Annotated in this window: 7 protein-coding genes; 4 read left to right on the top strand and 3 right to left on the bottom strand. The window is 50.4% G+C overall.

Features of this window, described 5'->3' with window-relative positions; genetic code table 11:
• The first annotated feature begins 5 nt into the window (after window positions 1-5).
• Both ACYVHC_RS12895 and prfB read left to right on the top strand, forming a co-directional pair.
• On the top strand, window positions 6-1070 hold the full coding sequence (locus ACYVHC_RS12895) for a branched-chain amino acid transaminase (RefSeq protein ID WP_460614133.1): 1065 nt from the start codon (window positions 6-8) through the stop codon (window positions 1068-1070).
• A 137-nt stretch (window positions 1071-1207) separates the two neighbouring features.
• Window positions 1208-2285, top strand: a protein-coding gene (gene prfB, locus ACYVHC_RS12890) for a peptide chain release factor 2 (protein ID WP_460614132.1) whose coding sequence is annotated in 2 segments (ribosomal slippage) — window positions 1208-1267 and window positions 1269-2285 — 1077 coding nt in all. Because the reading frame shifts where the segments join, the coding sequence is not laid out codon by codon here.
• 76 nt (window positions 2286-2361) lie between these two features.
• Here prfB and ACYVHC_RS12885 read toward each other — a convergent pair.
• Both ACYVHC_RS12885 and ACYVHC_RS12880 read right to left on the bottom strand, forming a co-directional pair.
• Entirely contained in the window at window positions 2362-3810 is a 1449-nt protein-coding gene (locus tag ACYVHC_RS12885) for a RagB/SusD family nutrient uptake outer membrane protein (protein WP_460614131.1), read from the bottom strand.
• Window positions 3811-3822: 12 nt separating this feature from the next.
• A complete protein-coding gene (locus ACYVHC_RS12880; RefSeq protein ID WP_460614130.1) occupies window positions 3823-7038 on the bottom strand; it encodes a SusC/RagA family TonB-linked outer membrane protein in 3216 nt (1071 codons plus the stop codon).
• A 1495-nt stretch (window positions 7039-8533) separates the two neighbouring features.
• Between ACYVHC_RS12880 and ACYVHC_RS12875 the strand changes: the two genes are divergently transcribed.
• Window positions 8534-11734, top strand: a complete 3201-nt coding sequence (locus ACYVHC_RS12875) for a SusC/RagA family TonB-linked outer membrane protein (protein ID WP_460614129.1) — start codon at window positions 8534-8536, stop codon at window positions 11732-11734.
• Between the two features lie 26 nt (window positions 11735-11760).
• Window positions 11761-13128: a RagB/SusD family nutrient uptake outer membrane protein gene (locus tag ACYVHC_RS12870; RefSeq protein ID WP_460614128.1), complete on the top strand. Its 1368-nt coding sequence runs from the start codon at window positions 11761-11763 to the stop codon at window positions 13126-13128.
• A 70-nt stretch (window positions 13129-13198) separates the two neighbouring features.
• Here ACYVHC_RS12870 and ACYVHC_RS12865 read toward each other — a convergent pair whose 3' ends face one another.
• Window positions 13199-13927, bottom strand: coding sequence for a Rossmann-fold NAD(P)-binding domain-containing protein (locus tag ACYVHC_RS12865; protein WP_460614127.1), 729 nt, complete (start codon window positions 13925-13927; stop codon window positions 13199-13201).
• Window positions 13928-13957: the final 30 nt, after the last annotated feature.

Genomic DNA, 13957 nt, shown 5'->3' with positions numbered 1-13957 from the left:
TCCCTATGCTTGACACGCTCACTATCAACACCCAGCGTACTACTACCTCGCGCCGCGCGGAAGTAGACTTCGACACGCTGGAATTCGGCAAGGCCTTCTCCGACCATATGCTGGTAGTCGACTACCATGATGGCGAATGGCAGGAGCCCCATATTGTACCGTACGGCGACATGTCGGTAAGCCCGGCCAACTCTGCACTGCACTATGGTCAGGCTATTTTTGAAGGCATGAAAGCCTACAAAAATCAGCAGGATGAGGTCTTCATTTTCCGCCCCTACGATAACCTGAACCGGCTAAACCTTTCGGCTGAGCGCATGTGCATGCCCACCGTACCGGAAGAGATTTTTATGCAGGGACTAAGCCAGCTCATTCGGCTTGATAACGAGTGGGTGCCCAACTTTGCTGGCAGTGCGCTGTACATTCGGCCCTTCATGTTTGCTACGGATGGCTTCTTGGGTGTGCGTCCCTCCAACTCCTACCGTTTCATAATCATCACGTGCCCGGTAGGCCTGTACTACAATAAGCCCCTGCGTGTGCGCTTCGAAGAGAAGTACGTACGCTCGGCGGAAGGCGGCGCTGGCTACGCTAAAAATGCCGGTAACTACGGCGCGGCCATGTACCCCACCAAAGTGGCCCAGCAGGAAGGCTACAATCAGCTCATCTGGACTGATGCTTCAGAACATAAGTATGTAGAAGAATCTGGCACCATGAATGCCGTTTTCGTGATTAATGGCCGTGTTATCACGCCAGCTCTCAGCACGTCCATTCTGGATGGCATTACCCGCCGCAGCGTGCTCCAACTGGCCCAAGACTGGGGTATACCGGTTGAAGAGCGCAAGGTATCGGCCGTTGAGATAATGGCCGCTCAGGCAAATGGCACTCTGGAGGAAGCTTTTGGGGTGGGTACTGCCGCTACAATCGCGCCTATCTCCGTAATTGGCTACCAAGGCCACGACTATACCCTGCCTACTCCTGCTGCTGATGCTTTCTCGCACCGGGTGTCTGCAGCGCTTGCTGCCATCCGCAGCGGTGAAGCGCCTGACACGCACGGCTGGATGGTGCGCGTGTAAACAAGATATACGTAATAGAAGCCCATTTTACTAGGTCTTTCTTTGCCTTAAACCCGAAACAGCCGGCTCCTATACGAGTCGGCTGTTTTCTTTTGCCGACCTTTGAGCCACACATATTTTCACTTTTAACCTTTCCCATGACCCACGACCAGGTGAAGGAATTGAAGGGCCGCGCTGAGGCCCTGAGGAGGTATCTTTGACTACGATGCCCGTAAAGCCCAGGTCGTAGAGACCGAACAACAAACAACAGCCCCCGGCTTCTGGGATGACTCTAAGAAAGCCGAGGCCGTAATGCGAGACATCAAGTCCATTAAAGTCTGGACAGATGAATACGAAGCGGTTGAAAAGCTACTCGGCGACCTTGAGGTGCTCTATGACTTCTACCGCGAAGGCGACGTTGCCGAGGATGAGATGCAACGTGAGTTTAACACAGCTCAGCAGGCTGTGGAGCGCCTCGAGTTCAAGCGGATGCTGTCCGATGAGGAAGACCAGCTTTCTGCCATCATCGACATCAATCCTGGGGCCGGTGGTACCGAAAGCCAGGATTGGGCCGAGATGCTTATGCGCATGTACATCATGTGGGGCGAAAAGCAAGGCTTCACCGTGCGTCAGGTCAACTACCAGCCGGGAGAAGGCGCGGGTATCAAGTCAGCTTCTTTGGAGATAACCGGGCCATTTGCCTACGGCTACCTAAAAAGCGAAATCGGCGTGCATCGTTTGGTGCGCATCTCCCCCTTCGATAGCAGCGGCCGCCGGCATACCTCGTTTGCCTCCGTGTTTGCCTACCCGGTGGTAGACGACACGATCAACATCCAAATTAACCCTAGCGACATAACCTGGGATACCTACCGAGCCGGAGGCGCCGGGGGGCAGAACGTAAACAAGGTAGAAACTGCCGTTCGCCTCACCCACGCGCCCTCGGGCATCATCATTGCCGTCCAGATTGAGCGCAGCCAGCTCATGAACAAAGAGCATGCGTTGCGTATGCTTAAGTCCAGGCTGTACCAGATGGAACTTGATAAGCGCAATGAGGCTAGGGCTATAGTGGAGGCCGGTAAAAAACGTATCGACTTCGGCTCCCAAATCCGAAACTACGTGTTGCACCCATACAAGCTTATCAAAGACCTACGCACCGGAGTAGAACGCACCGACGTGCAGAACGTACTGGACGGTGACTTGGAAGAATACATCAAAGCCTACCTGATGCAGAACTAGGACTTTGTTAGCTACCAAGTCACAAAAAAAGGGCTGCCAAAATTGGCAGCCCTTTTTAGGTTTATTCTGTGAAGGGTTATTTCACATCCCAGAACACACGAGTCTCAACGTTGTCACCACCAATTGCGGCGGCAGCGGCGGTATTATTCGTAGCGTTCAGGTTCTGTTCAACGACTGGATATGGGAAGCGCTTTGGCAAAGCCGACAGAGCACCAGCAGGAGCCGTTAACGTAGGCGAGTCCAGACGACGGTACTCTCTGAATGAATCAACTGGCTGATCATACAGAGCAATCCACTTCTGAACACCAATCTTCTGCTTGTAGTCCCCAGCAGCAGTTGTGTACTTAACAGATGGCTGAGCCAAGTAGGCAGTAGCTTCTGTCTCCGTTCCACCCCACTCAAGGATAGAAGCCGTAACAGCTGCATTGTAATGCGACTCAGCAGTTCCTCCCCCTACATCAAATCCACGCTCAACGGCTTCTGCTAGTAGAAACTCAACTTGAGCATAAGAAAGGAGAGTGCCTGGGTGAGTAGCGTTCTCCTGCTCTGTACCTGGAGCTGAGAAAGTAGCGTAGTTGTTGCTGGTGCCATACACACCACCTTTGAACGTACCATCTTTCGCCAGCTTGAAGTAGTTGTCGATACGAGGATCCTTCAACTCATTCAGCTTGTTAATGAAGGTGTTGGCTCCAACAAAGTCATTCCGGCCACTCTGCACCAGCTGTTCAAACAGAGGGTTCGTGTTTGGGTTAGAAGACTGGAAGGAAACTATAGCATTTTCCTCGTTAGAGGAGATAAGCTTGCCTTTCACTTCGCTAACCATTTTCGCTGCCGTAGTTGGATCCTTGTCAGCAATAGTCAAGGCAAGACGCAGTTTTAGCGAGTTGGCAAACTTTACGAAACCTTCAACACCTCCACGCCCTTGGCCATATAACAGATCAGCTTGGTCTAGGGAGCCTGCACCTTCATCGAATTTCGCAATAGCGGCATCCAAACGAGCAATCAGGTCGGTGTAGATAGCGGCATCGTCATCATACTTAGGTGCCTTCATGAAGTCCAGCGCCTCTGAATACGGTACGTCACCAAATGTATCTACTAGCGTTGCCCACGCATACACCTCCAGTACTTCAATAGAAGCAAGCTGGTTAGCCTTCATAGCTGGGTCAAACAACGGATCGTTGTTAGCCGAGATAATCGTTTTGGCCTCCTGCAGGTCGCGCAGCACGTCGCGATAGATCGACGTCCAGAACCCACCGTTGATATTGCGGGTTTTGATATCGTAGATGCTCTCGTCGAAGTAAGTGGTTTCAGCCCAATACTGCGTATACAGGCGGAAAGGGTTGAGGTTTACGCTTGGGCTAACTACCGTGCGAGCCAAAGCTAGTTCAGCGCTCGAAACCAGAGTAGGGCCAGGTACTTGGCCAGACTGTGGGCGCTTAGGGTCAACGTTATAATCATCCAGGGTCTCAACGCAGGAGGTAGCTAGTACCAGCGCTGGCAGGATGTAAAGAAGCGATTTTTTCATCTCTAGAAGTAATTAGAAGCTAAAGCGGATATTACCACCAAACGTCCGTACGGCTGGGAAAGATCCCGAAGAATAGCCTTGGCCCAGGTTACCCGAGCTCAATGCATCCTCTGGGTCAGCGTCCGGGAGGTTTTTGGAAATAATCCACAGGTTACGACCTACCAGCGAGAAATCAATGCCTTTCACGCCACCGATTTTCGAGGCAATGGTAGTAGGCAACGAGTAGGTCAGAGACACCTCACGTAGCTTCACAAAGCTGGCATCGTATACGAATGCAGATGCAGGATTACGCAAGTAACCATACAAGCCGTAGTTGGTATTGCTTACCCGACGTGCGTTAGGAGTACCATCAGCAAGCACACCTGGCAGAATTACACCACCACCGTTGGCAATCGTGTTACGCGATGGGTTGCCTAGATCATTAAGTTGAGCCGTTTCTGGGGTTAGACCCGTAGCTAGGCCATAATAACGATCCAGCGAGAAGATATCACCACCCTGACGGAAATCAACGAGGAAATACAACGACACGCCCTTGTAGCTCACTGTGTTCGATACACCGCCCGTCCAATCTGGATTAGGGTTACCAATCACATTGTTAACCGTTGCCGTCTGCGCATAGTAACCGTTAGCACCTACCACCTTTTCACCATTCAGGTAAATAAAGTCCCCGCCGCGGATTGAGCCGAAAGCCTCACCTACTGTTGCGTTGGAGCTTACACCACCCTGGTAGTTAGCCAACACAATGTTGTCAACACCTTCATAGAGTGAAAGGATTTTATTTCGGTTACGAGTCCAGTTGGCATTCAAGGTCCAGGTGATGTTTTCGTTTTTCACTGGAGTCACGAAAGCCGACAGCTCGATACCACGGTTCCGAACCTCACCCGAGTTTACGAAACGCTGGCTGTAGCCAGTGGCCGTAGAAAGAGCAACGGGAATGATCTGGTCAATGGTATTCTGCTGATAAACTGTAAAGTCAAACCCTAGTCGGCTCTGGATAAAGTTCATCTCTAAACCAGCTTCGGCGCTTTTCGTACGCTCAGGCTTCAGGTTAGGATTGTTTTTCGTGCCAGGAACCGAATAAAGAGCCGTACCATTGAAAGTTGACACTTTCGTGTACACGTCATTTACAGATAAAGCGTCAGCTCCTGAGCCTACTTCGGCGTAGTTAGCGCGCACCTTACCGTATGACAGCCACTGCACATCTTTCAATAGTTCCGAGAAAACGAAACCAGCTGCAACTGAAGGGTAGTAGAAGGTATTATTTGCGTTAGGCAATGTGGTTGACTTATCACGACGAGCTGTCAGATCTAAGAACAACATATCGCGGAAACCCAAAGTAGCGCTAGCAAAAATACCATCTACGCCAATCTTAGTTTCATTTTCCGTTGCAGGCAGCGGATCACTCACTGAGTTGGTCAAAGCGTACAACTCGGGCACAACTAAGCCACCGTTCGTAGCCGAATAGACAGAGCTTATATACTGACGACGAAGGTTAGCACCAATCAGACCTTTCAGGCTGAAGGATTCGGTGATATCCTTTGAGAAGTTGCCAAGCAGATCGTAGTTGTACTCGCGCGAAGTGCGGTTGTAACGGTTGTAGCTCGACAAGCCTACGCTACCAATAGCGTTACGCTCTTCCTGAATTTCGTCGTACGAGTCAGAAGTTACGCGACCCAGGATGTTAAACCAGTCGGTTACTTTATACGTAGCGGCTACGTTACCGAAGAAGCGGTTGCGGCTATCGGTCTCGTAGTTCTTATAACGTACCCAGTACGGGTTGTTCCAGTAGATTGGGCTTAGATCGTCTGGATCAGAGTAGTTATACGTCTTATTCTGGCCGGTGCGCTCATAAGCAGCTTTCTGCTCTTTCAGGTCAACGTTCGTCTGCCACCACTGGCGGAAGTTCGTCATTACGTTACCATCGCCGTAGCCAGTACCGTAGCGGCCTTTGCCATCTACACGGGTGTAGTTGATGGAAGCCGAGGTAGTCAGTTTAGGGGTTAGGTTCAGCGAACCAGCGAAATTGACGATGTTCTTGTTTACTTCGCTGTTCTCCAGAACACCCTTGTCGCGGATGTTGTTGTAGCCCAGTTTGAAGTAGCCATTATCGTTACCACCATCAATAGAAATGCTATTGTTGAGCGTAACAGCCGTCTTGAAGAATTCTTCTGGGCCGTTCTTCGCAGCTACCCAAGGCGTAGCCTTCCGGTAGGTTGGCGAAGTAGGATCGAAAGAATCCCACTGGTACACGTTCAAATTTGGATCGAAACGAGCGCCATAAGAAGCATCTTCTGACAAAGGCGTTACCAAGTCATCTGTACCATCGCCGTCGATGTCGCGGGACAGGAAGAAGCCGCTCTCGTCTTCATAATAGCGGCCGTAACCGGCACCATACTGATCCTGATACTTAATAAAGGTCTTCTTGTCGATACGACCAGCGGTAGCCCCCAAGTTAATGGTTACACCCAAGCCTTTCCGGCCTTTCTTGGTAGTAATCAGAATTACACCGTTGGCAGCACGCTCACCGTACAGAGCAGTAGCGGCAGCACCTTTCAGTACCGTAGTCGAGGCAATGTCATCGGGGTTGATGTCAGCAGCAGCGTTACCATAGTCATAACCACCACGACCAGTCTGCTGATCGGCAGAGTTCGTGTTGGCATTGCTGATCGGAACACCATCCACAACAAACAGAGGCTGGTTGTTGCGCGAGATAGACTTGGTACCGCGGATCAATACGTTAGTTGATCCACCCAGCGTGTTGCTCTGACGAACGTTCACACCGGCAACCTTACCTGACAGGCCGTTAATGAAGTTGGGGTTACGAGCCTTGGTAATGCTTTCACCCTCAACCTGCGTTGCCGAGTATGGCAGCGAGTTGCGGGTTCTTTCTACGTTTTGGGCGGTTACTACAACTTCGCCCAACTGCTTGGTGTCGGGAGCCAGTCCAATGTCAATGGAGGAAGCATCGCCGATTGCACGCTCTACCGATACAAAGCCGATAGAGGTGAAGGTTAGGGTAGTAGCTGAAGACGGTACGGATAGTGTGTAAGTACCATCTGCATTCGTCGACACCCCATTATTAGTACCCTTTGCGAGAACCGTAACCCCCGGAAGTCCCTGACCTGTAGTACGGTCTGTAACTCGTCCGGAGACTTGCCGGTTCTGTGCGGCCGCCTGCTGCAACAGTACGGGCGCGGTCAGAGCCGCCGTCAATAAAATTTTCCGCATGTGAGTGAAAAGAGTTTGGTGAATTGAAACTGAGCTCCAAGTTAGGATTTACTGCTCAAAACTGAAAAAAATTAAATTACTCTCCTATATATCATCAGAAGTTGGCAACGCAACAGGGCTTTCTCCCTCTTCTCATATAGGCTTCATCTACTAGCCACTTATAGGAAGCAAAGTCAAATTAGCTTTGTCATCGTAGATGTATGATTAAGACCTCTCCCCTACTCCATACCCTCTCTGCCTACCCTGCCTTCTTCTGTACTTCGTCATTCGCTATAGTAAGTGCTCATATCAAAACAGGGTATTGAGCTTACAATCCGGCTAAAGCAGGATCTTCACTTAACTATACGGGCTTAATATACCTTTTTTTTTCGCAAAATAAGAATACTCAGCTCTAGATAACAGTAGCAGAGGAGCCAAATACGCAGCAAGTATAGTCTCCACACTAGCATAAGTACCCTGCACTAGGCTAGTAATGGTCTCAAACCCACCTATTGATTCTTCTTAGGTATTAACTACAAGGTTACTTAGCAGTATGTAGCCAAGCCAGATACTACTTTATATGTTGATGTTATATATGCCTTTAGCCTACAGGAGGAGTTGACTTATTCCAAGAGGCTAGTAAGTTATCAAGCGATGCTGCTACTCTGGCCGCCTCAAGCAATGTGCATGCTCCACAATAAGCACCTGTATTTAGGCTTGACAATAGAAGATTAGTAACAGTTTGCTAGTACACCAATAACTTTGAAATATTGGTGTTTATATTGTTGGTACTTACTTAAATATCTGTATACAATTTGAGTTAAATAAAGCGTAGTTAATAGTGCATCACCTTATAAAATGTTCTATATATAGTATATTTTATATAAAATACAGCATAAATACAATCTAAACTACTTTAAATACTAATAACATATAAGATACAAGAACATATTCTGTTTAAGCCATACACTATTTAAATAACTGCGCATTCAATGGCAATTGCTAAAATGACTATTGTTTATATTAAATATTAACTTATTTGTAACAAAGTCTACCTTCCATAACTCCAAATCCAGTCCGATTGAGTTATTGGTTGAAATTCTTAATGCCTGCTACTATTTGGTAATGCACCACGCATTAGCATTATGCATGCTTACTTCTGTTCATAAGTGTGAAAGCATAAGAAGGAAATTTACAAAGCAAGGCCCAGCAAGCTAAGTTTAATTATGCAACATATCGAACAAGTTCAAAATTAAGCTAAAGCTCCATAGATCCTTTTGTCAATATATTCAGCATTAAAGAAGAAATCAGAAATTGTTTGGACCAATGAAAAACAAAAAAATTGGGGCAGAAATTATCTTTCACCTAGAAAATGTATGCGTTCATCGAGAATATAAGGAGATTTTGAAACTAGGTAGATTTTAGGTGATGGAAGTATTGAATCCATAACTATTTTAGCATTTCCGCAACCCACGCTGCTAAAAATCACGCCTTTTTCAACACATCTACCTTTTTCATGAAAAGAACATTACTTGTAGCACTACCCCTGCTTGCTATTACGGCAACACAAGTAGTTGCTCAAACCCGGAGCGTTTCCGGACGGGTTACCGATCGGGCCACTGGAGAGGGCTTACCAGGCGTTACGGTACTTGTAAAAGGAACTACTACTGGTGTATCTACCAACTCTGATGGTAGCTTTACACTTACCGCCCCTACTTCAGCTACTACCCTCACGTTTAGCTCAGTTGGGTTTGTGGCGCAGGATCAGCCTATCACGGATGGCAACATTCAGGTAGCCATGAGTGCTGACAGCAAACAGCTCAGCGAAGTAGTAGTAACGGGCTACGGCCAGCAACTAGAGCGGCGCGATGTAATTGGCGCCATTGCCACAGTAAAATCAACTGACTTTCAGAACCAGCCTATTCTAGGTGTCGACCAAGCGTTGCAAGGTCGGGCAGCTGGTGTTCAGGTTAACCAGAACTCCGGTACGCCTGGCTCTGGTATTGCCGTTCGTATCCGTGGTGCAGCTTCTATTGGCGCTAGCAACGAGCCTCTTTATGTAGTAGATGGCCTGCCTATTAATACGGGTAGCTATTCGCAGCTAGGCACCGGTAACCAGCAAACCAACGCGCTGGCCGATATTAACCCGAATGACATCGAGTCTATCGAAGTTCTGAAGGATGCTGCTTCAGCGGCTATCTATGGTTCGCGGGCTTCCAACGGGGTAGTACTTATTACTACCAAGCGTGGTAAGGCTGGTAAAGCAAAAATTGACTTCGATTACTACACGGGCTCACAGTCAGTGTGGAAAAAGCCAGAGGTACTGGGTGGCGAGGAGCAGACGCGTCTGTTTCTGGAGGCTACTGCGAACCGTTATCCGGCCGCAGCCAATGGTACGGTACCAGCATTGGGCGTTACATTCCGCAGCAATGCTGACCTAGCTAACTATTTGTATGGTCCTGGAGGACTGGCTGTTTCAAATGGCTTGTACATCTCTAACAACACAGGGGCTATTCGTCCGCTTTCTCAGTTCCAGGATCCAACCACTTCGCCTAACACGAACTGGAACGACGAAGTACTCCGTACGGCTCCTATCAGCAACTACGGCCTGACCTTCTCGGGCGGTACTGAGCAGAGCCGCTACCGCGTTGCGCTTAACTACTTCGATCAGCAAGGGGTGGTAGTTGGCTCGGGCTTCAAGCGTGGCAGTGCCCGCGTAACCCTCGATAACAAGCTGTCGGATAAAATTCGGATGGGTGTTTCGATGGGCTTGAGCCAAAGCGTCAACAACCGTATCATCAACGACAACAGCATCTACGGCGTACTTACCACCGCGCGCCTGACGGCTAGCGACATTCCGATTTATAACCCTAATGGCACCTATGCCAAGTTTGGTTCGATCGAAAACCCTGTAGCTGCCGCCAAGGAGCCGTTCATTAAAGGTGTCAGCAACCGTCTGGTTGCTTCGCAGTACACGGAGTTTGAGCTGATCAAAAACCTGAAGTACCGTGCTACCTTCGGTCTGGACTATGTGTACTTCCGCGACGACCGCTTTATTTCAACGCTGCTCAACGGTGGTGTTGGTGTACGGGGTGAAGCAACGGTAGCCACCAGCCAGAACCCGAACTACAACCACGTCAGCGCCTTCAACTATTCCAAAACGTTCGGTTCTGACCATACGCTCAGCGCCTTGGCTGTAGCAGAATACCAGCGTGATGTGTATAGCGACACGTATGCCCAAGCCACTAACTTTCCTGGTAACACCATCCGGGAGCTGGCAGCAGGCGCTCAGAAGACAGCCGCTACATCATCTACTACCCTGAGCGCATTGTTCGGCGTATTGGGTAAAGTTGATTACTCGTACAAAGGTAAGTACCTGATCGGCGCTACGGTACGTCGTGACCGGTCGTCGCGCTTTGGCACGAACAACCAAGTAGGTTACTTCCCGGCTATTTCAGCTGGCTGGCGTGTGCTGGAAGAAGGCTTCCTGAAGGATCAGACGCTAATAAGTGAACTGAAACTGCGTGGTAGCTATGGCGAAACCGGTAACCAGGCCATCGGCAACTTTGCTTCCCGTGGTCTTATCAGCCCCGGTGCCAACTACCTTGACCAAGGTGGTCTGACTATTTCACAGTTGGCTAACCCTGACCTGAAGTGGGAGCGTACTCGCACGGCAAACGCAGGTATTGACCTGGGTTTCTTGGAAAACCGCGTGTATGTATCGGCTGATGTGTATCAGCGCAAGACCGACGACCTACTATTGGGTCAGGTCGTTGTTGGCAGCTCGGGCTTCCTAAGCTACCAACAGAACGTTGGTAACATCGAAAACAAGGGTATTGAATTTGCCCTGAACACGATTAACGTTCGCAATGAAGGAACTGGCTTCAACTGGGAAACCAACTTCAACCTGAGCATCAACCGGAACGAAGTAACCAAGCTGGCTGACGAGCAGACCAACCCTTTAGGCCAGGCTTCTGGTTTTGCTAGCCGCCTGATCAAGGGTCAGCCGCTGGGTGCTTTCTATGGCTACCGGGTAGACAAAATTTTCCAGACGCAGGAAGAGCTTCAGGGCCTGAATGATGCTGCCGCAGCCCGATACGGTGCTGGCATTACCTATCAGTCATTGAACACCCGTCCTGGCGACATCAAGTTCCGTGATTTGAACAATGACGGCCGGATTACGGCAGCGGACCAGGAAATCATTGGTAATGCGCAGCCGAAGTTTTATGGTGGCTTTACCAACACTCTGCGCTACATGAACTTCGACCTGACGGCGTTCCTGCAGTACAACGTTGGCAACGACATTTACAACAGCAGCCGTTCGTTCACGGAAGGTATGAGCACCGTTTACGGACAGGATGTTACCGTTCGGGACCGTTGGACGCCTACTAACACCGATACGGATATGCCCCGTGCCGTATATGGCGACCCCAACAACAACGCTCGTACGTCAGACCGCTTCCTGGAAGATGGCTCGTATGCTCGCCTGAAAAACCTGACGCTGGGTTACACTCTGCCCTCCGCCTTGGCTAGCCGCGCCCACATCCGCACCGTGCGCATTTACGCCCAGGCACAAAACCTGGTAACGTTCACGAACTACTCGGGCCTTGACCCAGAAGTGAGCACGTTCAGCGGTAATAACACGGCGCTCGGCACCGACTTCTTCACTTACCCACAAGCCCGCACCATCACGGGTGGCATCACGCTCGGGTTCTAATTCATTTCTTCGACGCACATATAGTCATGCAAATATTTTCCCTTCGTCAACTGGCCACTCGTTCAGCCCTTCTGCTGACCCTTGGATTAGGACTTGCAGCCTGCGACAAAGCCTTGGAAGTTGAGCCCCGCAACAGCATTAGCTCAGACACCGGCTTCAAAACTAAAGAAGATGCGGCAGCTGGCCTGCTAGGCGCTTACGATGCTGTACAGAATGCCAGCTACTATGGCATTTCGTATCCGGCGTTTGCCGACCTGATTTCGGGCAACATCCTGCACGTGGGTACTTTCAATACTACCTATGGTGCCGTAGGCCAGAACCAGGTATTGCCTGATAACATTGAGCTTGGTAACACATGGAACGTTATTTATAACGCCATCAACCGCGCCAACTATGTTATACAGCAGAGCGAAGCCATTACCGATCCGGCATTCGCTAAGAATGCTACCCTCGGTGAAGCTCGCGCCCTCCGTGCTTTCCACTACATGAACCTGCTGGCTTTCTGGGGTGGTACCACGGAAGGGTATGGCTACCCTAACGGCCTAGGTGTGCCGCTGCGCCTAACCCCAACTACTGAGATTGGCGAACCGACCAAGCCCACCGCTCGGGCAAGCGAAGCCGAAGTAGTGGCAGCCATCCGGGCTGACCTGGACTTTGCAATTGCCAATCTGCCGGTTGGTAACGGCAACCGCATCACCAAGAACTCGGCCCAAGCATTGCGGGCTCGTCTGGAGCTGCGGATGCGCAACTACACCGATGCTCTCACGTTCGCGCTACAAGTCCCGGCCACCGCTGGTTTTAATGCGGCTGGCGCAGTTACTGCGGCCCCAGCGAATGATGCTATCTGGCGTTTGTTCTTCTCGCCTACCGACCAAAACGCTATGGCGTTTTACTGGTTCCCCTCTACCGCAGGTGGACGGAATGAGTTTGACCCAACTCCTTCGTTGATAGCAGCTCACCCAACCGGCGACCTGCGTCGCGTTATCAACTCGCAGACTTCCCCGACTGGAACCACCGCTAAGTTTGTCCGGACCTCCACTGGCGATGATCAGTTCAGCATGGTACGTTACTCAGAAGTGGTGCTGACCCTTGCAGAAGCTTACGCCCGCACTGGCGACTTGGTAAACGCTAAAGCAAAGTTAGATGTGATTCGCCTACGCGCTGGCCTAGCCCCTACTACGGCTGAAACCGAAGCGGACCTAATTACGGACATCATGCTCCAGCGCCGCTTGGAGCTGGCGTATGAAGGCCACTACTGGTTCGACCTGCGCCGTACGAACATGATCCAGACGGCTATTCCGGCCTATGAGCAAGCATTCCGCAACGTGTTGCCTATCCCGCAGCGGGAAGTGCAGGTTAGCGGTGGCATTGTAACTCAGAACCCTGGTTACTAGTCAACAGCACGCTTATCGTTCCAAAAAAGGCTCTCACGCAATGTGAGAGCCTTTTTTTATGTTATCCGCATCAGATATCCGTTATTCGTAGCACTACCTCTTCCGTAGCTGATGGTGCGTGGCGTAACCAACTGACAATCTTTTCTGCTACCTCTTTAGGCTCGGCTAACCTGCCTTCGGCGTGAAAGCTTGCAAACCGATCGGCCTCGCTGAAGCTATGCGTGTCGGCTGCCCGGATGTGCTCCTGCATAGGGGTATCAAGGATGCCAGGCGCTAAGCTGCGAATACGCACGCCACTGCCCCGCAGGTCTTGCTCCTTTTGCGCCGTGCGGGAAAGGGCATCAAGGGCGGCTTTGGAGGCAGAGTAGGCGCCCCAACCATCGACAGCACGTTGGGCGGCTCCGCTACTGATATTTAGGATAGTTCGCGGCACCGTACTGCCCCTGTAGGCACTAAGGAAGGTATTCATCAGCATAGCCGGCGCGACTATATTCACGTCAAACACAAACTCAAAATGTTCGTTGGTGTGCTCTCCTAGGTAGCCAATTTCTCCAAGCACGGCGGCGTTATTTATCAGCGTGATGCTGTCGGCATCAGACCAGTGCGGAAATACTTTGTATAGGTTATTCTGCACGGCCAGCATATCCGATAAATCAAGTGGCTGGTGGCAGTACCGCTCGTGCTCAATGGTGGCGTGGCGGCAAACTCCAATAACAGTGGTAGCAGACTGGCGTAGCACTGCTTCGGCTAGCGCTTTACCTAGGCCACGGCTGGCTCCGGTGATGATATAGTAGTGCATGGGAATGGATAAAGGAAGATGGCAGACAGC

It is taken from the genome of Hymenobacter seoulensis (assembly GCF_054780535.1).
This window is presented reverse-complemented; position numbering and strand designations above follow the sequence as displayed.

Excerpts from the sequence above, each read along its gene's own strand:
- ACYVHC_RS12895 (WP_460614133.1), top strand. The coding sequence starts at position 6 with ATGCTTGACACGCTCACTATCAACACCCAGCGTACTACTACCTCGCGC.
- ACYVHC_RS12875 (WP_460614129.1), top strand. The coding sequence starts at position 8,534 with ATGAAAAGAACATTACTTGTAGCACTACCCCTGCTTGCTATTACGGCA.
- ACYVHC_RS12870 (WP_460614128.1), top strand. The coding sequence starts at position 11,761 with ATGCAAATATTTTCCCTTCGTCAACTGGCCACTCGTTCAGCCCTTCTG.
- ACYVHC_RS12885 (WP_460614131.1), bottom strand. The coding sequence starts at position 3,810 with ATGAAAAAATCGCTTCTTTACATCCTGCCAGCGCTGGTACTAGCTACC.
- ACYVHC_RS12865 (WP_460614127.1), bottom strand. The coding sequence starts at position 13,927 with ATGCACTACTATATCATCACCGGAGCCAGCCGTGGCCTAGGTAAAGCG.
- ACYVHC_RS12880 (WP_460614130.1), bottom strand. The coding sequence starts at position 7,038 with ATGCGGAAAATTTTATTGACGGCGGCTCTGACCGCGCCCGTACTGTTG.